Here is a 23,383-nt window from a genome sequence, read left to right on the forward strand (position 1 = left end):
AACCGACAGACAGGATCAGGAGGCCCCGGCACCGCTGGGGCCTTCGCGTTTCAGGGACCCGGCTTTGATCCGCGAGGCCAAGGGTCCTATGTCCAGCGGCGGCGCGTCACGAATGAACGGGCCGGACAACAAGGGGGAGTCGATGCCCTACAGCTGGACCGAGCCGACCTTGCGGCCCGACGAGCCCGCGCCGGTGGCGCAGCTTCGGCTCTGGCCGCATCGGTCCCTGCCCCGCAGCGGCTTCGTCCGGTTCTTCGGCGCGACCGCCGCGTTGGGGACGGTGCCCCTCCTCGCCGTTCTGGGCTCGCCGATCCTTTGGGGGCTCCTGCCCTTCGTCCTGCTCACGCTGGGCGGGCTCTGGGCGGCGATCCAGTTCAGCTACCGCACCGGCGAGGTCGTGGAGGAGTTGCGCCTCTGGCCCGACCGGCTGGAGCTCACCCGGACCGAGCCGCGCCGCCCCGTCCGGCGCTGGGAGGCCAATCCCCACTGGGTCCGGCCCGCCCTGCACGCGACCGGCGGGCCGGTCCCCAACTACCTGACCCTGACCGGCGCCGGCCGCACGGTCGAGATCGGCGCCTTCCTCAGCGAGGACGAGCGGCTGACCCTCTGGAAGGAACTGCCTCCGGTCCTCTGGAGGCTCGGCCAAGCCGCGGCCGAGCCCCTTGCCTGACGATTACTGCGCGGCCGCCATCACCTGTCCCCGGATCTCGCCGTCCGGGTTCGCCTCGGTGTGGATGTTGATGTAGGTCTGCCCGTCCTGAATCATCTGCATCTGCTCGGGGGTGATCTCGGCCGAGCCCTGCGCGAGGTTCGCCGAGATGTCGATCACCGGCGGCGCCGTCTCCTCCGGGCTTGCGGGCCCGTGGAAGTGCGCCGCCACGGGATCGCCCGAGAGGCCTTCGTAGGTCACGGTCCAGGACACCGTCATAGCATCGCTGTCGACCGTGACGTCCGCCGCCCCGGTCGCCGCCGTGTCCACCGGCGGCACCTGCGCGGCACCCGTCAGGTCGGCGTGGAACATCATCTGCTCCGCCCAGGCGGGAGACAGGAGGCCGGTAGCCGCGAAGGCCAGCAGGGTCGCCGACGCGCGCGTGAGTCTGGGCATGGTCGTTCTCCTCCTCGTTGATGATTGGGGCCGCCCCCGCACCAGCGTGGCGCGCCAGAAAGGTCAACGACGTCGCCCGGCCAGGGTTCCCTGGCGTCAGTCGCAGCCTGGACCGAAGGCCGGATCAGTGGGGCTTGTGCTCGGGCAAGCCGCCCAGCTTCGTCGAGGCCAGCTCCTCGAGCTGCTCCTCGGTCATGCTGTCGTACATGTCGCGCGACGCGCGCTCCAGATCCTCGGGTCGGATCTCGCCGCGCTTGGCGGCAAGGGCGGCTCCCGCGGCGCGCTGCTGGGCCTTGGACTGGGCGGGCATCGGCGGTTCTCTCCTGCCTTGGGCGGAAGAGCAACGCACGATGCCCTCGGTCGTTCCCCGACGCTACTGGACCGGGATCATCAGATGGGCATAGGGGGTGCCGGCCCACATGACATAGGGCATCGCGGTATCCGGCATGGGCTCCTCGGAGTAGCCCGACATCGTGTCGCCGGAGTTCACGATCATCACGTGCGGCCCGGTGGTGATCCAGTTGTTGTCCGCGCTCGGCCCCGTGGCATAGGGGTCGGTGTTGCTCGCATCCGTGCCCCCGGCCAGCATGTACAGGAAGCCCACCTTGCCCGCCGGCGGGTCCTGATGGTTCATCCAGGCCGTCGCCCATTCCATGGCGTTGGCATCGCCGCACATCGGGTCCGGGCCGGGCGTCTCCGGGAAGTCCGGCATGCACCACCACCCGTTGGTGCCTTCGCGCAGCGTCTGCATCGCACCGTCGGCCCCCATCGCGAGGATCGTGGCCCCGGAGGAAACGGAGGCCGGCGCCGCCGACTCGGCGCTTGTGATCATGGCGGCATCATCCTGTGCCGAAACCGGGGACGCCAGAGCGGCGCCGAGGGCCGCGAGGAGTAGCTGTGAAGGTCTCACGATGATCTCCCTTGGCAGGACATGGCGGAATGGCCGCCCCAGGGGCGGCGAGGGAGCGGCGCACGGGAGCCGCCGGGTCGAGAGGCGGCCCGTTCGGGGTCGAATGCGTAGCATCGCAGCTTTGGCAGGCTGGCTCATGTCCCGAGCCCCCGGATGCCGCTTTCGCGCTGGGCAGGAGGGCCGGAGCGGTTCGCTCAACAGGCACTCGCACCGAGACACAGTCCGGCGGCCACTGCCTTACGCAGGGTCAATATACGCCGGATCGGCTTGGAAGGCAATCGAAGGGCGGGCCGACGCCGGACCTGCCGCGCGCCCGGCCCCGTGCCTCGCTGCTCCGGCTCCGTCCCTATCCCAAGCGCGCCTTCACCAGCGGCCCTACCGCACTGAAATCCATCTGGCCGGCATGGCGCGACCTGAGCGCGGCCATGACCCGGCCCATGTCCTTGATCGAGCTGGCTCCCGTCTCCGCGATGGCCGCCGCGACCGCCGCCTCGGCCTCCTCCTGGGAGAGCTGGCGCGGCAGGAACTCCTCGATCACCTGCGCCTCGGAGCGCTCCTTGCCCGAGAGATCGTCGCGTCCCGCCTCGTCGTAGGCGCGCGCGCTCTCCTGCCGCTGCTTGACCATCTTGGCGAGCACCGCGATCACCCCGTCGTCCGGCACCGGCGAAGGCTGGCCCTCGCCTCGGGCGGCGATGTCGCGGTCCTTGATGGCGGAATTCATCAGCCGCAGCACGGACAGCCGGTCCGCCGCCTTGGCCCGCATCGCGTCCTTGAGCGCGTCGTTGATCCTCGTCCGCAGGTCCATGGCCGTCTCTCCTTCCCGGGTCCGGCGCGTCATAGGTCCCGCGCCCCCGTGACGCAATCGCTCGCCTTGACCCAGCGGCCCGGCGTGGGTAACGGGTGCCCGATCCACGGAAAGGAAGCCCGCCATGCCGCAGTCGCCGCGCCCGACCGCCTGCCTCGCCCTGGCCGACGGCACCGTCTTCTACGGCAAGGGCTTCGGGGCCACCGGCCTCGTCACCGCCGAGCTCGTCTTCAACACCGCGATGACCGGCTATCAGGAGATCATGACCGACCCCTCCTACGCGGGCCAGGTCGTGACCTTCACCTTCCCGCACATCGGCAACGTCGGCGCCAACCCCGAGGACGACGAGGCCGCCGACCCGGTGGCCGAGGGGCTCGTGGTCAAGTGGGACCCGACCGAACCCTCGAACTGGCGCGCGGCCGAGTCGCTGGCCGTGTGGCTCCAGAAGCGCGGCCGCATCGGCATCGGCGGCGTCGACACCCGGCGGCTGACCCGCGCGATCCGCCAGCAGGGTGCGCCGCACGTGGCCCTCGCCCACGATCCCGAGGGGAACTTCGACCTCGAGGCGCTGGTCGCCAAGGCCCGGGCTTTCAAGGGACTCGTGGGCCTCGACCTCGCCAAGGAGGTGACCTGCGCCCAGAGCTACCGCTGGGACGAGATGCGCTGGGCCTGGCCGCAGGGCTATGCCCGCCAGGAATCGCCCAAGCACCGCGTCGTCGCCATCGACTACGGCGCCAAGCGCAACATCCTGCGCTCGCTGGCCTCGGTCGGCGCCGAGGTGACGGTCCTTCCCGCCACCGCGACGGCCGACGACGTCCTCGCGCTGAACCCCGACGGGGTGTTCCTGTCGAACGGTCCCGGCGACCCGGCCGCGACCGGGCAGTACGCCGTGCCGATGATCCGCGAGGTCCTCGACCGCACGGACCTGCCCCTCTTCGGCATCTGCCTCGGGCATCAGATGCTGGCGCTCGCGCTGGGGGCGAAGACCGTCAAGATGAACCACGGCCACCATGGCGCCAACCACCCCGTCAAGGACATCGAGACCGGCAAGGTCGAGATCACCTCGATGAACCATGGCTTCACGGTGGACAGCCAGACCCTGCCCGTGGGCGTCAAGGAGACCCATGTGAGCCTCTTCGACGGCTCGAACTGCGGGCTGAGGCTCCTCGACCGGCCCGTGTTCAGCGTGCAGTACCACCCGGAGGCGAGCCCGGGCCCGCAGGACAGCGCCTATCTCTTCGACCGCTTCGCGGCGGCCATGACGGAGCGGAAGTCCCAGCACGGTTAACCGGCCGTTAACCATCCTGCGCTATCCTTCCCGCGAAGGAGGAAGCGCCGGATGGTCCAAGTCGCTCTCAGGTGGCACCGTGTCGCGCCGGCACGACAGCCGACGCCCGATGCCGCATGGGGAACGGTCGATCTCGCGACCCTCCCTCCCGACCCGAGTCTCGCCGCCCTGCTCCCGCCGCTCCTCGCGTTGCGGGAGGGCGTCCTGCCCTGGCGGCGGAGCGGTGCGGCCACGGTCGTCGTCTGCGCGGACCCGTCACGCGCCATTCGGACGCTTCCGCAGCTCGAGGCCGCCCTTGGGCCCGTACGCCTCGCCCGCGCCGAGCCCGAGCCGCTCCGATCCGCCCTGTCCGATCTCGTCGGGCGCCCCCTGGCCACGCGGGCCGAACGGCGGCTTCCGTCGCCGGCAAGCTGCCGATCCCTTCGCGGGGGGCGCCTTGCCCGCTGGGGCCTTTCCGGAGCGGCGCTCCTGCTTGCGGCGGTCCTTCTCGCGCCGCTCGCCCTTCTCGCCTCTCTCGCCATGCTGGCGGCGGCAACCCTGCTCCTCTCGGCCGCGCTGCGCCTCGCGGCCCTTCTGACGGCGCTTCGCGTCGAATCGGCTGACCAAGGCGCCCAAGTGGTGCCGGCCCGGCTGCCGATCGTGTCGGTCCTCGTGCCCCTCTACCGGGAGCCCGAGATCGCCGGCACGATCCTCGCGCGGATCGCCGCGCTGGATTATCCGCGCAAGTGCCTCGACCTCTGCCTGATCCTCGAGGATGACGATGACCTGACCCGACGCGCCGTCGCCTCGGCGGAGTTGCCCGCTTGGGTTCAGGTGATCGTCGTGCCCGAGGGGACGATCCGCACCAAGCCGCGCGCGCTCAACTATGCGCTGCCCTTCGCCAGGGGGTCGGTGATCGGCATCTACGACGCCGAGGACCTTCCTGCCCCCGACCACCTGCGCCGGGTGGCCGAGGTCTTCGCCCGCCGGGGCGCCCGGACCGCCTGCCTCCAGGGGGCGCTCGACTACTTCAACTCGGGCCGCAACTGGATGGCGCGCTGCTTCACCCTCGAATACGCCGCGTGGTTCCGCGTCCTCCTCCCGGGGCTCGAACGGCTCGGCATGGCCCTGCCCCTCGGCGGCACGACACTGTTCCTCCGCGGCCTTAGGTAGCAAACGCACCAAGGCCGTTGGGGGAGGTAAGTTGTGACTCCACAGCGCCAACGCCTTCGGGCAGGCTCGCCTCTATGTGGCGGAGGATTAAGCACTACGGCGGGAAGATCTACGGGCTGGTGGGCCTCGTCCTGCTGGTTGTCGGGCTATCCGGTGTCCCCGGTGACGTTCAGTTGTGGTGGGTCTGGCTTGCTCCGTGGGTCGGGCCGTTGATGAGCACGCCTATCCCAGATTGGCTGATGCTGGACGGCGGGGCGTTCGCGGCCTTCCTAGATCATTGGGCTGTTCGGTTGGCATTCGTGCTTGTCGGCCTCCTCCTCCTTTTCTGGCACGCACGCTGGTTCACCCGTGCACGCTACAATATCAGAATGGCAGGGAGGTCGCTTATGGCCGATGAAGTCTGGCTCTCAGAGAAGGACGCAATCGAGACGCTGAAGCAGAGTGACTGGGGGATGCTCCGCATCCCGCACATCACCGAGACGGTCAACAGGTTCGACACTGCAGGTCTGGCAGCCCTCTTGGGCCACAGTACTACCCGAACCATTGCCGGCATGTCGGACGCCGAAAAGGGCAGGCGAAAATATCTGATGTTCCTTGGCCGCACTCTCCGATCCTTTGCGGAAAGCAACCCCGAAGCGACGCGCCAAGTGGACGACAAGCAGGAGTACGAACGCGGCGCTCTGCTCAAGTTCCTCGACCTCGCGCTGGAGGATGAGCTGGAGGACGAGTTTGGTCGGGTACCAAGCTACAGGGTGAAGGATTAAAGCCGCAGGTCTCTTGCGCCTACCGCCTCTAAGCATTGCAACATGAAGGCCGCTGTGAACTTGCCCCGAGAGAGCTTGTTGCGGATGTTGACTTCCTTATCCCCGATCCGCTCCGCCAGTTGGGCGTAAGTCACGCCCGCCCGCTTCAACTCGGCCTTGAGAATGTTCGCGGCCTTCGTCTCCCATTCGGTCTGTTCGGTCATGTAATGCCTTCGATGCTGAACGTATCTTATTCGTTACATATGCACTTGTGAGGAGTGCGTCTACGTACTATATTCGTTACGTAAGCAACGGATACAGTACGATGGCCCAGCACTTCCTCCTCTCCGCCGCCGCTCGCACCTTGAGCCTCAAGGCGATCTACAAGGCGGGCGAAGATGCGGCCTACCAGACGTTCTGCCAACTGCGCTGGCCCGAGACGAACGGCGAAGCCGTGTGCCCCCGCTGCGACTGCGCGGCGACCTACCCCATCGCGACCCGCCGCAAGTTCAAGTGCAAGGCGTGCGCCTACCAGTTCTCGGTCACGTCGGGGACCATCTTTGCCTCGCGCAAGATGTCCTTCATGGACCTGCTGGCCGCCATCTGCATCACCGTGAACGCGGCCAAGGGCCTGTCCATGGTGCAGCTCTCGCGGACGCTGGATTGCCAGTACAAGACGGCCTTAGTTCTCGCTCACAAGCTGCGCGAGGCCATGGCGCTGGAGGTCCAGACGGGCGAGGTGCTGACGGGCCACGTCGAGGTTGATGGCGCCTACTTCGGCGGGACCATCCGGCCCGAGAACCGCAAGGAAGATCGGATCGACCGTCGCTTGGCCCGCCACCAGAACGGGCGTCGCCGGGTCGTGGTCGCCTTCCGTGAGCGCAAGGGTCGGACGTTGCCGTTCGTGACCATGGCCGAAGACGAGGGCGTGGCGCTGGCCGTGGAGAACGTGTGCGAGCGGGCGATCCTGTCCGCCGACGAAGCCTCGCATTGGGACGCGCTGGAACTGGCGTGGCCAGTGGAGCGCATCAATCACTCGGAAGCCTACTCAGATCACGGCAAGAACACGAACCAAGTCGAGTCGTTCTTCTCGCGCCTGCGCCGCATGGTCGAGGGTCAGCATCACCACGTCAGCCCGCAGTACCTCCACCAGTACGCCAACCAAGCGGCTTGGCTGGAGGACAACCGCCGCCGGGACAACGGAACGCTGGCCTATCGGCTGGCCGGGGATGCCATGGACTCGCCCGTCAGCCGGGCGTGGAAGGGATATTGGCAGCGGGCGGCATGAAGTCGCACGTCGTTACCCCGAGTAACCGAAAGACAGGCTTGGTGAGGGATGGACACACTGGACGTGCTAGGCGGAGTGGAAAACCCTACTTGTCCCCAAGGCGAGCCGAGACTAAAGAGGGGCACAGGGAGGAACTGGGGCAACTAGGCAACGTTAGGGCCCCGGTAGTGAACGCTCGGGTATGTTGGTCACGCTGTCGCCAGAATCATTGCGAAGACAGTCGAGCGGGCACATATCATGACCATGGAAGTTTTGGAGATACCGATGGCGCAAAGAAAGAACCAACCGACCGTGGCGAACGGTGGGGTTGTTCGGCCCTTCCCGCCGGAGGCGTATGATTATGACGAAGATGTGGACGCTAAAACTGTGGCCGCGATGCGCGACGAGCTCGGCGTCGACTTTTCGTCTGATGAGTGGGAAGTGGTAGATGGCTTCGGACGAGTCATCCACGCTGCCTGAGTGGACAAAGAGCCCGCCGTCTGTCTTCGACATCGTAGCGGGCCACTACAGAGAATCAAAACCAAGGGGCGAAGGTCCAAGCCTTCGCCCCTGTCTCGTTCTGGATGTCCGCCGGAACACGAGAACCGGAGAGTTCGCCTGCAAGATCGCCTATGGGACCAAGACGTTGAGAGCTTGGGCCAGACATGACCGGGATATAATCATCCAGAACACGTCCGACTTGGATGAGATGGGCTTGGCGGTAGCCACGCGCTTCGTCTTAGACGAAGACCAGTGCATTGTCATGCCTTGGAAGCCGCCCCACTTTGGTTGCTGGACTGGCCGCCGCTCGCCCCGCATCGGCTCTCTGCTGCTGGATTATCAGAAACACTACGCTTGGATCATGATGCTTCGGCAGAGTGGCGAATAGCCAACTCCCACACCCACCGCCCCATCCGGTCCTTCGTCCCGCGCACGGCCTTCCGCTCCTCGAGCAGCTTCACGGCCTTGGACACGCGCCGCGTCACGTCCATGACCATACGCTGATCGCGTATGTCCTTGCCTTCCTCGCCGCAGATCCGCTCGGCCAAGTCGCGGCTCGTCAGCGGCTCGCCCTTGCGCAGCTCGCGCAGGATGAACTGCCGCAGCTCGTTCCGGTTGAAGATGACGAGGCGGTGCTGCCGCGCCTGCCGCTCGGCCAGCGGCGGGCCGTCATAGCCCAAGGCGTCCAGAACGCGGTCCATGGCCTCGATGTCGTTGTAGACCTTGGCCGCGCGGTCCCGCAGCGCCAGCAACTCGGCCAGCATCTCGTCTCGGGCCTTGAGCAGCCCCGCTATCGTCGTGTCCGTCATGCAGGCAAGGTAGCCGCAGGGGCCGTCAGGCGGCAGAAACGACGTGGTGCTCTTGCTACCTAAGGCCGTTCCTCCGCCGCGAGGCGCTGGAGGCGGTCGGCGGCTGGGACGCCCACAACGTGACCGAGGACGCGGACCTGGGCCTCCGCCTCGCCCGTCACGGCTACCGGACCGAGATGATCCCCATCGCCACGCAGGAGGAGGCCAACTTCCGCCCCTGGCCCTGGGTCCGGCAGCGGAGCCGCTGGCTCAAGGGCTACGCCGTGACCTGGGCGGTGCACATGCGCGACCCTCGGCGGCTCTGGCGGGAACTGGGGCCGAGACGTTTCTTCGGATTCCAGATCATGTTCCTGGGCACGGTCCTCCAGTTCGCACTGGCCCCTGTGCTTTGGAGCTTCTGGCTCGCGCCCCTCGGCCTGCACCCGCTCTCGCCTGTCCTGCCGTCCGACGCCCTGGGCGGCCTGTCGCTGCTGTTCCTCGGGGCTCAGGCTCTCGAGATCGCCTGTGCCTCGATCGGAGCCCGACGGGCCGGAAAGAAGGGCCTCGCGATCTGGGCGCCCACGATGATCGCGTATTTCCCCCTGGCCACCCTGGCCCTCTACAAGGCCCTGTGGGAGATCGTCCTTCGGCCGTTCCACTGGGACAAGACGGCTCACGGCTTGGATCGCGCGGACGCCCCGGCCGGGATGGTCACTCCGCCGCCTGCACCTTGGCCGCGTCCAGCCGCAGCCGCGTCATGAAGGCGCGCGAGATATGCTCGCGCAGCGCGGCATCGGCGGCGTCCTCGTCCCCCGCCTCGATGGCGCGCACGATGGCCTCGTGCTCGTCGAGCGTCCCCTTGGACCGGCCCTCGGCCGAGAGGGAGGTGGACGCCAGCAGCGCCATGGACCGGTGCACGAGGTCGAGCTGCTGCACGAGGAAGCGGTTGTGCGAGGCGAGGTGGATCTGCCGGTGGAACCGCCGGTTCGCGCGGGACAGCGCCTGGGGGTCGCTCACCAGCGCCCGGTCGGCCTCCAGCATGTCGCGCAGGACGCGGACCTCCTCGGCCGTGGCGTGCTTGGCGGCGAGCCGCGCGGCGAGGCCCTCCAGCTCCCCCGGACCACGTAGAGCTCCGCGAGCTGGTTGTGGTCGAGCGAGGCCACGATCAGCGACCGCCCGTCCCGGACCAGGAGCGACTGCGTCTCCATCCGTTGCAGCGCCTCGCGGATGGGGGTGCGCGATACGCCGAAGCGGTCGGCGAGCTCGCTTTCCACCAGCCGGTCGCCGGGCTTGTAGAGGCCGGAGTCGATGGCCTCCAGGATCAGGCCGTAGGCGTCGCGCTGGGTCTTGAGGTCGGTCATGCGGATTCCTTTACGCGCGGCGATGTTAGACCCCTTGGGCCCGCACGCAAGCGGGCGCGGTTGCGGCCATCCCGGAGGTCCCCTAGGGTCGGGCGATGGTCGCCGCCTCCTTCTCCCATGTCCGGACCTGGGTCTTCGACCTCGACAATACGTTGTATCCGCCCGAGGCTCGTCTCTTCGCCCAGATAGAGGTCCGCATGACGGCCTATGTGGCCCGTCTCCTGGGCGTCTCGGAGGCGGAGGCCGACCGTCTTCGCGCGCATTACTGGGCGACCTATGGGACGACGCTCGCCGGGCTGATGGCGGAGCACGGGCTCGATCCGGGGCCTTACCTGGACGATGTCCATGACATCGACTTCTCCGGCCTCTCGCCCGATCCCCTTCTCGCGGCGCGCATCACCGCGCTCCCGGGGCGCCGGATCGTGTTCACCAACGGCGATGGCGCTTATGCGGCCAAGGTGCTGGCGACGCGCGGGCTGACCGGGGCCTTCGACGCGGTCTACGGCGTGGAGCACGCAGGCTACCTTCCCAAGCCCGAGCAGGCGGCCTTCGAGGCGGTCTTCGCGCTCGACGGCCTCTCGCCCTCCGAAGGGGCGATGTTCGAGGACGATCCGAGGAACCTCATGGTCCCGCACCTGATGGGAATGCGGACGGTGCTGGTGGGGCCCGAGGCTCTGGCGCAGGACCACATCCACCACCATACCGACGACCTCGCCGCCTTCCTCGCGACGCTCGTCTGAGGGGCCTTCCCGGCCCCGCGCCTCTGGCCTATCTCCGGGCGCATGGACAGGACGGACATCCTCATCGCCGGCGGCGGCACGGCGGGGCTCGCGGCGGCGGCGGCCTTCGGGAGCCTCGGGCTCCGGGTCACCTGCGTGGACCCCGCGCCCGCCGAGATGCCGGACGGGCCCGACGCGGACCTCAGGACCACCGCGATCCTGCAGCCGGGGCGGAAGCTGCTGGACCAGGCGGGGCTCTGGGAGCGGCTCGCCCCCGAGGCGACCCCGTTGCGGGTCATGCGCATCGTCGATGCCCGGGGCCGACCGGTCGAGCGCGAGTTCGACGCCGGGGACCTCGGCGACCAGCCTTTCGGGTGGAACATCCCGAACCTCGCCCTAAAGCGCGCCCTCGCGGAGAGGCTGGCGGAGATGCCGGAGGTCACGCTGCTGCGCGGCATCGGCTTCGCGGGGCGGATGGCCGAGGTGGAGGATGTGGTCGTCACCCTCTCCGATGGGCGCAAGGTCTCGGCGCGGCTGCTCGTCGGCGCGGACGGACGCGGCTCGGCGGTGCGGGAGGCCTGCGGGATCGGCGTGCGGACGAGGCGCTACGGGCAGAAGGCGCTGGTCTTCGCCGTCACGCACGATCAGCCGCATGGCGGCGTCTCGACCGAGGTCCATGCCTCGGGCGGGCCCTTCACGCTGGTCCCCCTGCCCGACCATCAGGGCCGTCCCTGCTCGGCGGTCGTGTGGATGACGGACGGGGCCGAGGCGCTGCGGCTGAAGGCCCTGCCCGAAGGCGACTTCGCGGAGGCGGTCAACGCCCGGTCGGCGGGGATCATGGGGCACCTGACCCCGGTCGGCGGGCGGCAGGCCTGGCCCATCGTCACGCAGGTCGCGGACCGGATCACCGCCCGGCGCACGGCGCTGATGGCTGAGGCCGCCCATGTCGTCCCGCCCATCGGGGCGCAGGGGCTGAACATGAGCCTCGCGGACCTGCGGGTGCTGATCGACCTGTCGGCCGAGCGTCCCGACGAGGTCGGGGCGGACGGCTGGCTGCGGGACTACGCCCGCAAGCGCGAGCCCGACATCCGGCTGCGCGCCACGGGGATCGACGTGCTGAACCGCGCCTCCATCGGCGGGCTCGGGCCGCTGCGGGCGCTGGGGCTGCGGGCGATGCACGACGTAGCCCCGGTGCGGCACGCGCTCATGCGGCTGGGGCTCGGCATCGGCTGAGCCTGCTGCCCCGGTTGCCCTCCCGCGTTCGCTGCGATAAGGCGCGGCCAACCGGATGGAGGGACTAGAATGCGCGTCTACTACGATCGCGACTGCGACGTGAACCTGATCAAGGACAAGAAGGTCGCGATCCTGGGCTACGGCTCGCAGGGGCATGCCCATGCGCTGAACCTGCGCGACTCGGGCGCCAAGAACGTCGTCGTGGCGCTGCGCGAGGGCTCGCCGTCGGCGAAGAAGGCCGAGGCCGAGGGGCTCAAGGTCATGGGCATCAGCGAGGCCGCCGCCTGGGCCGACCTCATCATGTTCACCATGCCCGACGAGCTGCAGGCCGACACCTACAAGCGCTACGTCCACGACCACCTGCGCGAGGGGGCGGCCATCGCCTTCGCCCACGGGCTCAACATCCACTTCGGCCTGATCGAGCCCAAGAAGGGCGTGGACGTCATCATGATGGCGCCCAAGGGCCCGGGCCACACGGTGCGCGGCGAATACCTCAAGGGCGGTGGCGTGCCCTGCCTCGTGGCGGTGCACAACGACGCCTCCGGCAAGGCCATGGAGATCGGGCTGTCCTACTGCTCCGCCATCGGCGGCGGCCGTTCGGGCATCATCGAGACCAACTTCCGCCAGGAATGCGAGACCGACCTCTTCGGCGAGCAGGCGGTGCTCTGCGGCGGCCTCGTGGAGCTGATCCGCATGGGCTTCGAGACGCTGGTCGAGGCCGGCTACGAGCCCGAGATGGCCTATTTCGAGTGCCTGCACGAGGTGAAGCTGATCGTCGACCTGATCTACGAGGGCGGCATCGCCAACATGAACTACTCGATCTCGAACACCGCCGAATACGGCGAGTATGTCTCGGGGCCGCGCATCCTCCCCTACGAGGAAACCAAGCAGCGCATGCGCGACGTGCTGCGGGACATCCAGACCGGCAAGTTCGTCCGCGACTTCATGCAGGAGAACGCCGTCGGCCAGCCGATGTTCAAGGCCACCCGCCGCCTGAACGACGAGCACCAGATCGAGCAGGTCGGCGAAAAGCTCCGCGCCATGATGCCCTGGATCTCCAAGGGCAAGATGGTGGACCGTTCGCGCAACTGACCTCGGGGTCATCATAACTCCTCATGCGGGGGCGCCGGTGATTCGGCGCCCCTTTGCATTGAGGATGCCCGACAAAGGTTAACGAATTGCGGGACCAACGGGCGGTGGGGGGGTGGGGCGACGCAACACCACTGGGCAAATAGCTGGATTCACGAGCCAAAACCGCCGTCGGGGGTGTTGCGTCGCCCGTGGGGTTGGGGTTTCACCCCATCAGGAATCGACCATTCGTGAAGTGGGCCAGCGATGGCGGGACGAAACCCCACCCCACGCCGGAACGAGCCGCCATGCCCTCCCGAAGCCTCGCGGGGCGCTCTCCTTCCCTTCCCTTTTCCCACGTCTCTGCCAAGCTGGCGTCGCTAGGGGAGGGACCGGAATGGGCAGGCTGGACGGCAAGGTGGCCATCGTCTCGGGCGGGGCGACGGGGATGGGGGGCGCGGCGTCGTCGCTGTTCGCGCAGGAGGGCGCGAAGGTCGCGGTGATCGACCGGAACCTCCAGGCGGGAGAGGAGCGGGTGGACGCCATCCGGCGCGCGGGCGGGACGGCGGCGGCGTTCCAAGCGGACGTGTCGGACGCGGGCCAGGTCGAGGCCGCCGTGAAGGGCGCGGAGGCGGCGCATGGGCCGGCGAACGTGCTCTTCAACCACGCGGGCACCATCGTCATCAAGCCGTTCCTGGAGACGACCGAGGAGGAATGGGACTGGCTCCATGCCGTCAACGTGAAGTCGATGTTCCTGATGACCAAGGCCGTCCTGCCGGGGATGCTGGCGCAGGGTGGCGGGTCCATCGTCTGCACGTCGTCGATCAGCGCCGTGGCGGGGACGCCGATGGAGGTGCTCTACGATACGACCAAGGGGGCGGTGCACATGTTCGCCCGCGCCATCGCGGTGGAGTTCCGCGACCGGGGCATCCGCTGCAACGCCGTCTGCCCGGGCTTCATCGAGACGCCGCACGGGCTGCGCGAGGTGCGGGACCTTCAGGCGCTGGGGGTGGACGTGTCCGAGGCCGCCATCGCCGCCCAGCAGGGGCGCATCGGCACGCCGGAGGAGGTGGCGAAGGCGGCGCTGTTCCTGGCGAGCGACGAGGCGAGCTTCGTGAACGGGGCGCGGCTCTTCGTGGACAACGGGTTCACCGCCGCATGAGCACGGAGGCCGAGAGCGAGGCCATGGCGGCGGTCTATGCCGCCAGGGACGCGGAGGAGTTGCGGGCCGGCTACGCCGCCTGGGCTGAGACCTACGACGCGGAGACAGCGGCCTCGGGCTATCGTCTGCCGCATCTCGTGGCGATGCTGGTGGCGCGTCATGTGCCGAGGGAGGCGGGCGAGTGCTGGACGCGGGCTGCGGAACGGGGGTCGGGGGCGACCTGCTGCACGCGCTGGGCTATCGGGGGATCGTCGGGTTCGACATGTCGGAGCCGATGATGGAGCGGGCGGCCCGGCTCGGCGCTTATGCGGAGCTGGTTCGCGGCGTGCTGGGCGAGGCCCTGCCCTTCCCCGACGGGCGCTTCGCCGCGGTGATGGCGGCGGGCGTCTTCACCTTGGGCCACGCGCCCGCCGCAAGCCTTCGGGAGCTGGTGCGGGTCACGCGGCCGGGCGGGCGGCTCCTGTTCAGCGTGCGGGACGTGGTGCACGACCAGCAGGGGTTCCGCGAGGAGCAGGCGGCTCTGGAGGCCGAGGGCGAGTGGCGCCTGCTGGAGTCGCTCGGCCCCGTCCGCGCCTTCACGGTGAGGGAGCCGCACGTCCTGGTGCGGCTCTTCGCCTGCGAGAGGCTCTGACTACTCCGCCGTGCGCACCATCGCCGCGTTCTCGACGGCGGCCACGACGTCGCCCACCACCTCGGCGAGGAGGGCCTCGTCCTCGCATTCGGCCATGACGCGGATCAGCGGCTCGGTCCCCGACTTGCGGATGAGGAGCCGCCCCTGGCCGTCGAGGCGGGCCTGGGCGCCGGCGATGGCCCTCTCGACCGACGGGGCGGAGAGCGGCTGCTGGTCCGCCGCGAAGCGGACGTTCCTGAGGAGCTGGGGCACCGTCTCGAACTGCCGCAGGAGGGCGGAGGCGGGCCGCCCCGTCTCGATCATCGCGGCGAGGACCTGGAGCGCGGCGAGGAGGCCGTCGCCGGTCGTCGCGTAATCGGACATGACGATGTGGCCCGACTGCTCGCCGCCGAGGTTCCAGCCGCCGGCGCGCATCGCCTCGACCACGTAGCGGTCGCCGACGGCGGTGCGCTCCAGGCGCAGGCCGCGCCCGCCGAGGAACCGCTCCAGCCCGAGGTTCGACATGACGGTCGCGACCAGGGTGCCGCCCGCGAGGCGCCCCTGCTCGGCCCAGCGAGCGGCCAGCAGGGCCATGACCTGATCGCCGTCCGCGATCTCGCCGTTCTCGTCGATCAGGATCACGCGGTCGGCGTCGCCGTCGAGGCAGATGCCGAGGTCGGCGCCGTGGGCGACCACCATCTCGGCCGCCGCGCGCGGGGCGGTGGAGCCGCAGCCCTCGTTGATGTTGGTGCCGGTCGGGTTGGTGCCGACGGGCACCACGGTCGCGCCAAGCTCCCAGAGAACCTCGGGGGCGACCTTGTAGGCGGCGCCGTTGCCGCAGTCGATCACGACCTTGAGTCCGTCGAGCCGCCGGCCGTTCGGAAAGGTGCCCTTGAGCCGCTCCATGTAGCGGAAGCGGCCGTCGTCGACCCGTCTGGCGTGGCCGATGTTGACGGCGCCCGTGGGCTCCACGCCGGCATCCACCAGCGCCTCGATCTCGGCCTCGGCCTCGTCGGAGAGCTTGAAGCCGTCGGGGCCGAAGAACTTGATGCCGTTGTCCTGGTGGGGGTTGTGGGACGCCGAGATCATGATCCCCACGTCGGCGCGCATGGAGGTCGTGAGCAGCCCCACGGCCGGCGTCGGCACGGGGCCGAGCAGCAGCACGTTCATGCCGGTGGAGGTCAGGCCCGCCGTCAGCGCGCTCTCGAACATGTAGCCCGAGAGGCGGGTGTCCTTGCCGATCACGACGCGATGGCCGTTCGATCCGTCGTTGCGGAAGTAGCGGCCTGCCGCCGCGCCCAGCCGCAGCGCGAGGTCGGCCGTCATCGGCCAGGCGTTCGCCGTGCCGCGCACCCCATCGGTGCCGAAAAGCTTCTTGGTCATACTGTCCCGCTCACTGATTCTTGCAGGCTCAGGGCCTGTCTTGTCTCGCCTACGTCGTGCACCCGGAGCACCTGGACCCCCTGCCTCGCCGCATGGAGTGCGACCGACACCGAGCCCGGCATCCGGTCCCGCGCCTCCCTCGCCCCGCCCAGCACACCGACGAAGCCCTTGCGGGAGGCACCCAAGAGTATCGCGCATCCCAACGCGTGGTAAAGCGACAGCCGTCGGAGCAGGCTCACGTTGTGTTGCAGCGTCTTTCCAAAGCCGATGCCGGGATCGACGAGGATGCGGCCGCGCGGGATGCCCTGCGATTCGGCGGCGGCGACCCGCTCCTCCAGCATGTCGTAGACGTCGAGCACCACGTCGTCGTAGCGGGGGTCGAGCTGCATCGTCTCGGGGCTGCCTTGGGCGTGCATGATGCAGAGGCCGGGCGCGCGGGCGGCGACCCGGGCCATGCCGGGGTCGAAGTGGAGGGCCGAGACGTCGTTGACGATCTCCGCGCCCGCCGCCAGCGCGGCCTCGGCGACGGCGGCCTTGCGGGTGTCCACGGAGAGGGTGATGGGGCTGTGCCGGCGGATCGCGCCCAGCACGGGCACGACACGGGCGATCTCCTCCTCGGGCGGCACCTGGCGGGCGCCGGGGCGCGTGCTCTCGCCGCCGAGGTCGAGGAGGTCGGCTCCTTCCGCCTCCATCGCACGGGCCTGCGCGAGGGCGGAGTCGGGGGCGTCGAAGAGGCCGCCGTCCGAGAAGCTGTCGGGCGTGACGTTGAGGATGCCCATGAGGCGCGGCCTTTCCCAGGAAAGTCCGGCGATGGGCGCGCGAGGCGAGGCGAGGCGGTCGAGGACCTCGGGCGGGACCTCGGGGAGCGGCATGATCGCGGGCGGCTCGCTGCGGGAGAGGCGCTCGACGCGGTCGAACCAGCACCAGCCGCCTGCAAGGGGAAGCGCCTCCGGGTGGCGGGCCGGGTCGGTCATGGGGATGGGGCGCCAGTAGGTCATGCCGTGCCCTTCGGGAGGCCGGTCGCCACCGGGACCGGGGCCGTGAAGCCGTCGGGCGGCTCCCGGCCGATCAGGCGGAGCTCCGTGGCCCCGAGCACGCCGGCCAGCCAGGCCGCGAGCGCCAGCGGGTCCGCGCCCTCCGGCCCGCCCACGGCGTCGAGCACCATCTTCGAGGGGGCCCACACGGACGGGAGGCCCTGCCGCAGCGCCCAGTCGAGCTCGGTCCGCGTCCCCACCACGAGGAGCCGCGCGTCGCGCGAGGCGAGGGCCCAGGCCGCCTGATCCAGGGCGAGGAGGTCGATGTGGCGCTGGGCGGGTTCGGTCCCGGCCACGGGCGTGGCGGTGTCCGGGCCGTCCACGCAGAGCACGAGCGGGCCGCCGGGGCGGTCCAGCAGGATGGACAGGTCCGGCCCCCCTGGCGCGGCACCGCCGAGCAGCACCACTCGCGGGCGCGGGGGGTGGTCGGAGGCCGCTTCCCCGACCTCGCGGCGCGAGCGGACGACCTCGACGCCCAGGTCGCCCGGGCCACGGTCGAGCTTCTCGATGCGCAGGAACACCCGCTCGGCCTGCGGCTCGCGCAGGATGCGGGCGGCCACGCGCTCGGCCAGGGTCTCCAGGAGGTTCAGCCGCTCGGCCGCGAGCCCGGCGGCCACGGCCTCGGCCAGCTTGTCGTAGGACAGGATGCGGTCCACGTCGTCGCCCGCGTCCCCGAGCGGGTGGACCTCCACGACGATGTCGAAGCGGAGCCGCTGGCGGATGCCCCGCTCCACCTGGAAGGCGCCGATCTCCACCTCGACCAGGTGATCGCGGAGGCTGATGCGGTCGAGGGGATCGGGGCCGGCCATCGCCTCGGCCCGGTCCGTGAGGGGCCCGAAGGCGGTGCGGAGGTCGTCGCTCGTCATCCCGGGGTCCCTAGCGCGGCGGCGGGACCCCGGCAAGCAGGGTCAGTCCGAGGCGCGGGAGGCGCTGGACGCCATGCGGACCTCGTCGCCCTCGCGGTAGAAGAGATGCGCGCCGATCTCGGCGGTCTCGGTGAACTTGGCGGCCCAGTAGGGCTCGACGGCCCTGGTGTGGTAGAACATCGCCCCGCTGGTGAGCCCGCGCGGGGCGCCGTCGATCATCACGCGGGCGACGCGGCCGACCTCGGCCCAGGCGCGCTGGTCCCGGATCTCGTCCGACAGGCCGTCGCAGTAGTAGCTGAACTGGCATTGGTAGCGCTTGCCGGTGCCCTGCTCGACGACGCCGCAGACCGTCGAGGGATACCGGCCGCTGTCGCGCCGGTTCAGGATCACCTCGGCCACGGCGATCTGGCCCTCGACCGGCTCGCCCCGGGCCTCGTGGTAGATGGCCTGGGAGAGGCACTCCCACTCGGCATCGCCCTTGGGATCGGCCTCGGCGATCAGGTCCTCGATGGACGTCAGGTCGGGCTCCTCGGCCTCGGCGGTCGCGATGCCCCGCTCGGCGGCGGGGGGGAGCGCGCCGTCGCGGGCCGCCAGAGAGACCTCGGCGCCCTGTCGCGTCACGCCCAGAAGGGATTCGAGATGGCCATCGAGGTCGGCCCCCGAGGCCGTGGCGGACCCCGCACCCAGAACCGCGAGGGCCGAGCCCACCGCGATGGCGCGCCACGTCGCGCGCTCGAACTTCACCGTCATCGCACTGTCCCACCGTTCCGAGCGGGTGATCCCCGCCACCTGCAGAGGGACTACGAATTAGGTTCCATTGTGTCTATGTAGCCACAGGTGCATGCGCGACACACCGCCAGAGCGGTTGGAAATAATCCGCCTAGCTGTTGCGGCAATGACACTAGGCGAAATCAAGCTTCTGATTCGGAACGGAATCCCAAGGCAACTTGGGCGGCGGAAAGTCGCGCAACGGGGACGCGGTAGGGCGAGCAGGAGACATAGTCGAACCCCTCGCGCCGGCAGAACTCGATGGCGCGGCGACTGCCCGCGTGCTCTCCGCAGATCGAGAGGACCACGTCCGGGCGTCCCCGACGTCCCCGCTCGGCCCCGATGTGCAGAAGCTCGCCCACGCCGTCGAGGTCGAGCGAGTGGAACGGGTCCTCCTCGTAGACGCCCTGCGCGACATAAGTGCCCAGGAACCGGCCGGCGTCGTCGCGCGAAAGGCCGTAGGTCATCTGCGTGAGGTCGTTGGTCCCGAAGGACAGGAAGGCGGCGTGCTGCGCGATCTCGGCGGCGCGGAGCGCGGCGCGCGGCGTCTCGACCATCACGCCGAGCCGATAGGCGAAGTCCACGCCGGTCTCGGCCCGCACCGCCGCCGCCACGGCATCCACGCGGGCCTTGACCAGCTCCACCTCGCGACGGGCGGAGACGAGCGGGATCATCACCTCGGGCACCACGGGCTCGCCGCCGCCGCGCGCCTGGACGACGGCCTCGAAGATGGCGCGGGCCTGCATCTCGTAGATCTCGGGGACGGTGATGCCGACCCGGACGCCACGCAGGCCGAGCATCGGGTTGTATTCGCGCAGCGCCTCGACCCGCGCCTCCACGTCCGAGAGCGGCTGGGCCAGAACCTCGGCGAGGTCGCGCAGGCCCTGGCGGTCGGAAGGGAGGAACTCGTGGAGCGGCGGGTCGAAGAGGCGGATGCAGACGGGCTTGCCCGCCATGATCCGGAAGAGCGCGGCGAAGTCGTCCCGCTGCATGGGCAGGAGGCGGTCGAGCACGGCGCGCCGTTCCGCCGCGCTCTCGGCGAAGATCATCTCGCGCATCATGCCGATGCGCTCGCCCTCGAAGAACATGTGCTCGGTGCGGCAGAGGCCGATCCCCTCGGCGGCGAAGTCGCGGGCGATGCGGGCGTCCTGCGGCGTGTCGGCGTTGGCGCGCACGCCCAGGTCGCGGAAATCGTCGGCCCAGTCGAGCAGGGTCCGGAACGAATCGTCGAGCGCCGCGTCGAGCGTCGGCGCCTCGCCCGCGAGCAGGTCGCCGGTGGTGCCGTCCACCGTGACGATGTCGCCCGCGCCGAAGGTCCGCCCGCCCGGGGCGACCACGACGTGCCGCCGCCGGTCGATCTCCAGCTCCGAGGCGCCCACGACGCAGGGGAGGCCGAGACCCCGGGCGATCACCGCCGCGTGGCTCGTCATGCCCCCGCGGACGGTGAGGACGGCCGAGGCGGCGTGCATCCCCCGGATGTCCTCGGGCGTGGTCTCGCGGCGCACGAGGATGCAGGGCTCGCCCCGCGCCGCGCTGGCCTGGGCGTCGGCGGCGGAGAAGACGATCCGGCCGGAGGCGGCGCCGGGGCTCGCCGCGATGCCGGTCACGATGCGGTCGCGCGGCGCGGCGGGGTCCACCTGGCGGTGCAGGAGCGTGGTGAGCGAGCCGGGCTCCACCCGCATCACCGCCTCCTCGCGCGGGATCACGCCGTCCTGCGCCAGCGCCACGGCGATCCGCACGGCGGCGCGGGCGGATCGCGGCACGCGCACCGCGTCGAGGATGCAGAGGCGCCCGTTCTCCAGGGTGAACTCGATCTGCATCTCCTCGCGCAGGCGCTCGCGCCCGACCTTGCCATGGGCGAGGAGCTCGCGCAGCGCGAAGGGGGCCAGCTCCTCGAGCGAAGGGCTGCCGGCCTGCTTGGTCAGGGGCATCGTCTCGCGCTTGCCGCTCAGCGCCTCGCGGCCCTGGCTCTGGGCGAGGTAGCGGCCCATCACGCAGGGCTCACCGGTCTCGGCATTCACGAACTGGATGACGCCGGACCCGCTCTCGCCCCGCCCCACGCCCAGCGCCATGGCCTGCACGACGAGCCCCAGACCCGCCTCGGCCGGGGCGCCCTTGGCCTGCCGCAGGAGCCGCGCGGTCGTCCCCTCCCAGGCGCGCGCCATGGAGCGGAGCACCTCTCCGACCTGGATGGCGGGGTCCTGGGGGAAGGGCTCGTCCGTCTCGCGCTCATAGGCGTCGAGCATGGCCTTGAGGGCGTCGCGCGTGGGCTCCTCGGGGAGGTCGAAGGGCTCGGGGTCGAGGTGGGCGACGTGGACCGCGTAGCTCTGGACGAAGCGGAGGTAGAGCGAGGTCGCCGCCCTCTCCCCCGCCGTGGCCATGAGCGCCTCGTAGCGGTCGCGGCACATGCCGATGTTGAGGATCGCGCCCGGCCCCCCCCAGTCGGGGTCGAGGCTGGAGGGGCGCACCGACAGCAGCGGCGCGAAGCCGAAGGGGGCCATGATCGCGCCGAGGTCCGGCATCCTGCCCTGCGCGATCCCCCGCACCGTCTCGAAGGACAGCGCCACGGTCTGCGGCACCGGCATCCCGAGGCGGATCAGGCGCTGAAGGCACTTGGCACGGCCCCCGTAGACCTCGGCCGACATGGGGGCGTCCGGGGTGACCAGGGTGATCTGCGGGAAGGCGACGTGGCGCTGCACTGCGGCATCCTTTCGCGGTGCAGCATAGTGCGGCAGGCCGCCCACGGAAAGGGCGCCGCCGCCGTTTGCGACCAAAGAGGGTCGCTGGGGACCCATCGCGCGGGGACACACCGTCCTGAAGGGCGCGCCCCGGCGCGACATGCGCGACGGGAGGCGGCGCGCCGAAGCGCACCCGTGGGCCTCCTCGCGCCGCGACCCGCTCGGACGCCCTGCCGCGCCTCACACCAGCCGCGACACCACCACCGTCACCTCGGGCTTCTTGCCGATCTCGGCCTGCGAGGTCTGGCGGACGATGCGGATCAGCTCCTTCTCCAGCCTCTCGTCGTCCTTCAGCGTCCGCTTCTCGGCCCGGTGGATGAACTGGCCCAGATCGGCCTCGAGCACCTCCACGAGGTCGGAGTTCGACCGTCCCCGCGCGGGCAGGCCCATGAGCTCGCACCAGGGCTCGCCCAGGGGATCGTCGTTCTCGTCCACGATCAGCGTCACGGTGACGTGGCCGTTCATCGCCATCCGCATCCGGTCGCGGACGATGCCGTCCATGCCGCCGATGAGCACGTTGCCATCGAGGTAGGTGCGCCCGGCCTCGACGTATTCGGCCACCTTGGGGGCGTTGCCCGACAAGTCGATCATCATGCCGTTGGTGGCGATGATGCCCTTCAGCCCCTTCGCCTCGCCGAGCTTCATGTGCTCGCGCAGGTGGCGGTGCTCGCCGTGCATGGGGATCAGGAACTGCGGCCTGACGAGGTCGTGGAAGGTCTCCAGGTCGGGCCGGTTGGCATGGCCCGAGACGTGGTAGCGCCCGCCCTGGTCGTCGATCACGTCCACGCCCTTCTCGGAGAGCTGGTTCATGATCCGCGCCACCGGCTTCTCGTTCCCCGGGATCGTGCGGGCGGAGAAGAGGAACGTGTCCCCCTCCTGCAGCACGAGGCCCATGTAGCCTTGGCTCGAAAGCTGGGAGGCCGCCGCGCGCCGCTCGCCCTGCGAGCCGGTCACGAGGAGGAGCAGGTTCTCGCGCGGGATCTGGCTTGCGTCCTCCGGCGACACGGTGCGGGGGAACTGCGTGAGCAGCCCCGTCTCGATGGCGGTCTCCACCATCCGCCGCATGGCCCGACCGAGGAGGCAGACCGACCGTCCCGCCGCCTGCGCCGCGTTGGCGAGCGTCTGGAGCCGCGCGATGTTGGAGGCGAAGGTCGTGGCGACCACGAGCCCCCGCGATTCGCGCAGCAGCGCCGAGAGGTTGTCCGCCAGCGACGCCTCGGACCGCCCCGGATGGGGGGAGAAGACGTTGGTCGAATCGCACATCAGCGCGCGAACGCCGGACTTGCCGATCTCGCGCCAGAGCTCGGGGTCGAAGGGCTCGCCCACCACCGGCGTCGGGTCGATCTTGAAGTCGCCCGAATGGACGATCCGGCCCGCCGGGCTGTCGATTACCATCCCCGCGCTCTCGGGGATCGAGTGGCTGATGGGCACGAGGCCCAGGGTGAAGGGCCCGGCCTTGAAGGTCTCGGGCCAGGGCCCGACCTCGCGCAGCATCGACTCGGGGATGGCGGCGCCCCGCTCCTCGAGCTTGAGCTTCGCGATGGCCATGGTGAACTTGCGCGCGTAGATCGGCGCGCGCAGGCGGTCCCAGACGAGGCCCACGGCCCCCACATGGTCTTCGTGCGCGTGGGTGATGACGATGGCCTCGATGCGGTCGCGCCTCTCGGCGAGCCACTGGACGTCGGGCAGGATCAGGTCGATGCCGGGCGTCCCATCCATGTCCCCGAAGGTCACGCCCAGGTCCACGACGACCAGCCGCTCCTGGTCGGGCTTGCCGTAGCCGTAGACATAGGCGTTCATGCCGATCTCGCCGGCGCCGCCCAGCGGCATGTAGATCAGGCGCTCACCGCTCATCGGGCGGCCGTCCTCAGGTGTTCGACGG

24 protein-coding genes and 2 pseudogenes are annotated in these 23,383 nt (G+C 70.0%); 13 read left to right on the forward strand and 13 right to left on the reverse strand.

Translation table 11 applies throughout. From position 1 onward, the window contains the following. Positions 1-142 precede the first annotated feature (142 nt). Complete coding sequence (locus RUMESO_RS13910; protein WP_037281277.1) at positions 143-670, forward strand: DUF2244 domain-containing protein; 528 nt, start codon at positions 143-145, stop codon at positions 668-670. A gap of 3 nt (positions 671-673) precedes the next feature. Here the strand turns inward: RUMESO_RS13910 and RUMESO_RS13915 are convergent, their stop codons facing one another. From RUMESO_RS13915 to RUMESO_RS13930, 4 genes are all read right to left on the reverse strand, one after another. After that, positions 674-1,105 carry a CHRD domain-containing protein gene (locus tag RUMESO_RS13915; protein ID WP_037281163.1) on the reverse strand — a complete coding sequence of 144 codons (432 nt, stop codon included), beginning with the start codon at positions 1,103-1,105 and terminating at the stop codon, positions 674-676. A 124-nt stretch (positions 1,106-1,229) separates the two neighbouring features. Continuing rightward, complete coding sequence (locus tag RUMESO_RS13920) at positions 1,230-1,415, reverse strand: DUF3008 family protein (protein ID WP_037281164.1); 186 nt, start codon at positions 1,413-1,415, stop codon at positions 1,230-1,232. A 63-nt stretch (positions 1,416-1,478) separates the two neighbouring features. Next, on the reverse strand, positions 1,479-1,937 hold the full coding sequence (locus tag RUMESO_RS13925) for a hypothetical protein (RefSeq protein ID WP_211262888.1): 459 nt from the start codon (positions 1,935-1,937) through the stop codon (positions 1,479-1,481). A gap of 424 nt (positions 1,938-2,361) precedes the next feature. Further along, complete coding sequence (locus RUMESO_RS13930) at positions 2,362-2,820, reverse strand: GatB/YqeY domain-containing protein (protein ID WP_037281165.1); 459 nt, start codon at positions 2,818-2,820, stop codon at positions 2,362-2,364. Between the two features lie 124 nt (positions 2,821-2,944). Here RUMESO_RS13930 and carA point away from each other — a divergent pair, with 124 nt between their 5' ends. The 3 genes from carA (at position 2,945) to RUMESO_RS13945 (ending at position 6,024) form a co-directional block, all read left to right on the forward strand. Next, positions 2,945-4,108, forward strand: a complete 1,164-nt coding sequence (gene carA / locus RUMESO_RS13935) for a glutamine-hydrolyzing carbamoyl-phosphate synthase small subunit (RefSeq protein ID WP_037281166.1) — start codon at positions 2,945-2,947, stop codon at positions 4,106-4,108. Positions 4,109-4,159: 51 nt separating this feature from the next. Then, a complete protein-coding gene (locus RUMESO_RS13940) occupies positions 4,160-5,260 on the forward strand; it encodes a glycosyltransferase (RefSeq protein WP_051521331.1) in 1,101 nt (366 codons plus the stop codon). A gap of 74 nt (positions 5,261-5,334) precedes the next feature. After that, positions 5,335-6,024 (forward strand): hypothetical protein, encoded by a 690-nt coding sequence (locus RUMESO_RS13945; protein ID WP_037281167.1) that lies wholly within the window; start codon positions 5,335-5,337, stop codon positions 6,022-6,024. Here the strand turns inward: RUMESO_RS13945 and RUMESO_RS13950 are convergent. Further along, positions 6,021-6,227, reverse strand: coding sequence for a DUF6471 domain-containing protein (locus tag RUMESO_RS13950; protein ID WP_037281168.1), 207 nt, complete (start codon positions 6,225-6,227; stop codon positions 6,021-6,023). The genes RUMESO_RS13945 and RUMESO_RS13950 overlap by 4 nt on opposite strands. 101 nt (positions 6,228-6,328) lie before the next feature. On the opposite strand from RUMESO_RS13950, the gene RUMESO_RS13955 reads away from it, so the two are divergent. Both RUMESO_RS13955 and RUMESO_RS25225 read left to right on the forward strand, forming a co-directional pair. Next, positions 6,329-7,291 carry an IS1595 family transposase gene (locus RUMESO_RS13955; protein ID WP_037281169.1) on the forward strand — a complete coding sequence of 321 codons (963 nt, stop codon included), beginning with the start codon at positions 6,329-6,331 and terminating at the stop codon, positions 7,289-7,291. A 237-nt stretch (positions 7,292-7,528) separates the two neighbouring features. Further along, entirely contained in the window at positions 7,529-7,750 is a 222-nt protein-coding gene (locus tag RUMESO_RS25225; protein ID WP_156362948.1) for a hypothetical protein, read from the forward strand. Between the two features lie 380 nt (positions 7,751-8,130). On the opposite strand, the gene RUMESO_RS13960 is transcribed toward RUMESO_RS25225, so the two are convergent. Beyond that, positions 8,131-8,580, reverse strand: a complete 450-nt coding sequence (locus tag RUMESO_RS13960; RefSeq protein ID WP_037281170.1) for a hypothetical protein — start codon at positions 8,578-8,580, stop codon at positions 8,131-8,133. Positions 8,581-8,639: 59 nt separating this feature from the next. On the opposite strand from RUMESO_RS13960, the pseudogene RUMESO_RS13965 reads away from it, so the two are divergent. Next, a pseudogene (locus RUMESO_RS13965) lies at positions 8,640-9,320 on the forward strand (glycosyltransferase family 2 protein); the annotation flags it as partial. Here RUMESO_RS13965 and RUMESO_RS13970 read toward each other — a convergent pair. Further along, positions 9,271-9,920, reverse strand: a pseudogene (locus RUMESO_RS13970) (GntR family transcriptional regulator). The pseudogenes RUMESO_RS13965 and RUMESO_RS13970 overlap by 50 nt on opposite strands. Before the next feature lie 95 nt (positions 9,921-10,015). On the opposite strand from RUMESO_RS13970, the gene RUMESO_RS13975 reads away from it, so the two are divergent. From RUMESO_RS13975 to RUMESO_RS13995, 6 genes are all read left to right on the forward strand, one after another. Continuing rightward, entirely contained in the window at positions 10,016-10,660 is a 645-nt protein-coding gene (locus RUMESO_RS13975; RefSeq protein ID WP_037281171.1) for a pyrimidine 5'-nucleotidase, read from the forward strand. Positions 10,661-10,702: 42 nt separating this feature from the next. Then, complete coding sequence (locus RUMESO_RS13980) at positions 10,703-11,872, forward strand: FAD-dependent monooxygenase (RefSeq protein WP_037281172.1); 1,170 nt, start codon at positions 10,703-10,705, stop codon at positions 11,870-11,872. Positions 11,873-11,941: 69 nt separating this feature from the next. Further along, positions 11,942-12,964 (forward strand): ketol-acid reductoisomerase, encoded by a 1,023-nt coding sequence (gene ilvC / locus RUMESO_RS13985; RefSeq protein WP_037281173.1) that lies wholly within the window; start codon positions 11,942-11,944, stop codon positions 12,962-12,964. Positions 12,965-13,337: 373 nt separating this feature from the next. Continuing rightward, positions 13,338-14,102, forward strand: a complete 765-nt coding sequence (locus RUMESO_RS13990) for an SDR family NAD(P)-dependent oxidoreductase (protein ID WP_037281174.1) — start codon at positions 13,338-13,340, stop codon at positions 14,100-14,102. Continuing rightward, positions 14,099-14,380: a hypothetical protein gene (locus tag RUMESO_RS26420; RefSeq protein WP_211262889.1), complete on the forward strand. Its 282-nt coding sequence runs from the start codon at positions 14,099-14,101 to the stop codon at positions 14,378-14,380. Before RUMESO_RS13990 ends, RUMESO_RS26420 begins: the two co-directional genes overlap by 4 nt. Continuing rightward, positions 14,284-14,733 carry a class I SAM-dependent DNA methyltransferase gene (locus RUMESO_RS13995; RefSeq protein ID WP_211262890.1) on the forward strand — a complete coding sequence of 150 codons (450 nt, stop codon included), beginning with the start codon at positions 14,284-14,286 and terminating at the stop codon, positions 14,731-14,733. Before RUMESO_RS26420 ends, RUMESO_RS13995 begins: the two co-directional genes overlap by 97 nt. Here the strand turns inward: RUMESO_RS13995 and glmM are convergent, their stop codons facing one another. From glmM to RUMESO_RS14025, 6 genes are all read right to left on the reverse strand, one after another. Continuing rightward, positions 14,734-16,095 carry a phosphoglucosamine mutase gene (gene glmM, locus RUMESO_RS14000; protein WP_037281175.1) on the reverse strand — a complete coding sequence of 454 codons (1,362 nt, stop codon included), beginning with the start codon at positions 16,093-16,095 and terminating at the stop codon, positions 14,734-14,736. It lies immediately after the preceding gene. Next, positions 16,092-17,093, reverse strand: coding sequence for a dihydropteroate synthase (gene folP, locus RUMESO_RS14005; protein WP_037281176.1), 1,002 nt, complete (start codon positions 17,091-17,093; stop codon positions 16,092-16,094). The genes glmM and folP overlap by 4 nt, the downstream gene beginning before the upstream one ends. Further along, positions 17,090-17,995, reverse strand: coding sequence for a dihydroneopterin aldolase (locus RUMESO_RS14010; protein WP_037281177.1), 906 nt, complete (start codon positions 17,993-17,995; stop codon positions 17,090-17,092). The genes folP and RUMESO_RS14010 overlap by 4 nt, the downstream gene beginning before the upstream one ends. A 42-nt stretch (positions 17,996-18,037) precedes the next feature. Further along, entirely contained in the window at positions 18,038-18,745 is a 708-nt protein-coding gene (locus RUMESO_RS14015) for a cell wall hydrolase (RefSeq protein WP_051521333.1), read from the reverse strand. 161 nt (positions 18,746-18,906) lie between these two features. Continuing rightward, positions 18,907-21,408 (reverse strand): putative PEP-binding protein, encoded by a 2,502-nt coding sequence (locus RUMESO_RS14020; protein WP_082484086.1) that lies wholly within the window; start codon positions 21,406-21,408, stop codon positions 18,907-18,909. Positions 21,409-21,681: 273 nt separating this feature from the next. Then, positions 21,682-23,355: a ribonuclease J gene (locus RUMESO_RS14025; RefSeq protein WP_037281179.1), complete on the reverse strand. Its 1,674-nt coding sequence runs from the start codon at positions 23,353-23,355 to the stop codon at positions 21,682-21,684. Positions 23,356-23,383 lie beyond the last annotated feature (28 nt).

The organism is Rubellimicrobium mesophilum DSM 19309, assembly GCF_000600335.2.
GTDB classification, from domain to species: Bacteria; Pseudomonadota; Alphaproteobacteria; order Rhodobacterales; family Rhodobacteraceae; genus Rubellimicrobium; species Rubellimicrobium mesophilum.

Bases quoted from the DNA above. Each gene is read 5' to 3' on its own strand.
- RUMESO_RS13910 (WP_037281277.1), top strand. From the start codon at position 143: ATGCCCTACAGCTGGACCGAGCCGACCTTGCGGCCCGACGAGCCCGCG.
- RUMESO_RS13915 (WP_037281163.1), bottom strand. From the start codon at position 1,105: ATGCCCAGACTCACGCGCGCGTCGGCGACCCTGCTGGCCTTCGCGGCT.
- RUMESO_RS13920 (WP_037281164.1), bottom strand. From the start codon at position 1,415: ATGCCCGCCCAGTCCAAGGCCCAGCAGCGCGCCGCGGGAGCCGCCCTT.
- RUMESO_RS13925 (WP_211262888.1), bottom strand. From the start codon at position 1,937: ATGATCACAAGCGCCGAGTCGGCGGCGCCGGCCTCCGTTTCCTCCGGG.
- RUMESO_RS13930 (WP_037281165.1), bottom strand. From the start codon at position 2,820: ATGGACCTGCGGACGAGGATCAACGACGCGCTCAAGGACGCGATGCGG.
- carA (WP_037281166.1), top strand. From the start codon at position 2,945: ATGCCGCAGTCGCCGCGCCCGACCGCCTGCCTCGCCCTGGCCGACGGC.
- RUMESO_RS13940 (WP_051521331.1), top strand. From the start codon at position 4,160: ATGGTCCAAGTCGCTCTCAGGTGGCACCGTGTCGCGCCGGCACGACAG.
- RUMESO_RS13945 (WP_037281167.1), top strand. From the start codon at position 5,335: ATGTGGCGGAGGATTAAGCACTACGGCGGGAAGATCTACGGGCTGGTG.
- RUMESO_RS13950 (WP_037281168.1), bottom strand. From the start codon at position 6,227: ATGACCGAACAGACCGAATGGGAGACGAAGGCCGCGAACATTCTCAAG.
- RUMESO_RS13955 (WP_037281169.1), top strand. From the start codon at position 6,329: ATGGCCCAGCACTTCCTCCTCTCCGCCGCCGCTCGCACCTTGAGCCTC.
- RUMESO_RS25225 (WP_156362948.1), top strand. From the start codon at position 7,529: ATGACCATGGAAGTTTTGGAGATACCGATGGCGCAAAGAAAGAACCAA.
- RUMESO_RS13960 (WP_037281170.1), bottom strand. From the start codon at position 8,580: ATGACGGACACGACGATAGCGGGGCTGCTCAAGGCCCGAGACGAGATG.
- RUMESO_RS13975 (WP_037281171.1), top strand. From the start codon at position 10,016: ATGGTCGCCGCCTCCTTCTCCCATGTCCGGACCTGGGTCTTCGACCTC.
- RUMESO_RS13980 (WP_037281172.1), top strand. From the start codon at position 10,703: ATGGACAGGACGGACATCCTCATCGCCGGCGGCGGCACGGCGGGGCTC.
- ilvC (WP_037281173.1), top strand. From the start codon at position 11,942: ATGCGCGTCTACTACGATCGCGACTGCGACGTGAACCTGATCAAGGAC.
- RUMESO_RS13990 (WP_037281174.1), top strand. From the start codon at position 13,338: ATGGGCAGGCTGGACGGCAAGGTGGCCATCGTCTCGGGCGGGGCGACG.
- RUMESO_RS26420 (WP_211262889.1), top strand. From the start codon at position 14,099: ATGAGCACGGAGGCCGAGAGCGAGGCCATGGCGGCGGTCTATGCCGCC.
- glmM (WP_037281175.1), bottom strand. From the start codon at position 16,095: ATGACCAAGAAGCTTTTCGGCACCGATGGGGTGCGCGGCACGGCGAAC.
- folP (WP_037281176.1), bottom strand. From the start codon at position 17,093: ATGACCTACTGGCGCCCCATCCCCATGACCGACCCGGCCCGCCACCCG.
- RUMESO_RS14010 (WP_037281177.1), bottom strand. From the start codon at position 17,995: ATGACGAGCGACGACCTCCGCACCGCCTTCGGGCCCCTCACGGACCGG.
- RUMESO_RS14015 (WP_051521333.1), bottom strand. From the start codon at position 18,745: ATGACGGTGAAGTTCGAGCGCGCGACGTGGCGCGCCATCGCGGTGGGC.
- RUMESO_RS14020 (WP_082484086.1), bottom strand. From the start codon at position 21,408: ATGTCGGCCGAGGTCTACGGGGGCCGTGCCAAGTGCCTTCAGCGCCTG.
- RUMESO_RS14025 (WP_037281179.1), bottom strand. From the start codon at position 23,355: ATGAGCGGTGAGCGCCTGATCTACATGCCGCTGGGCGGCGCCGGCGAG.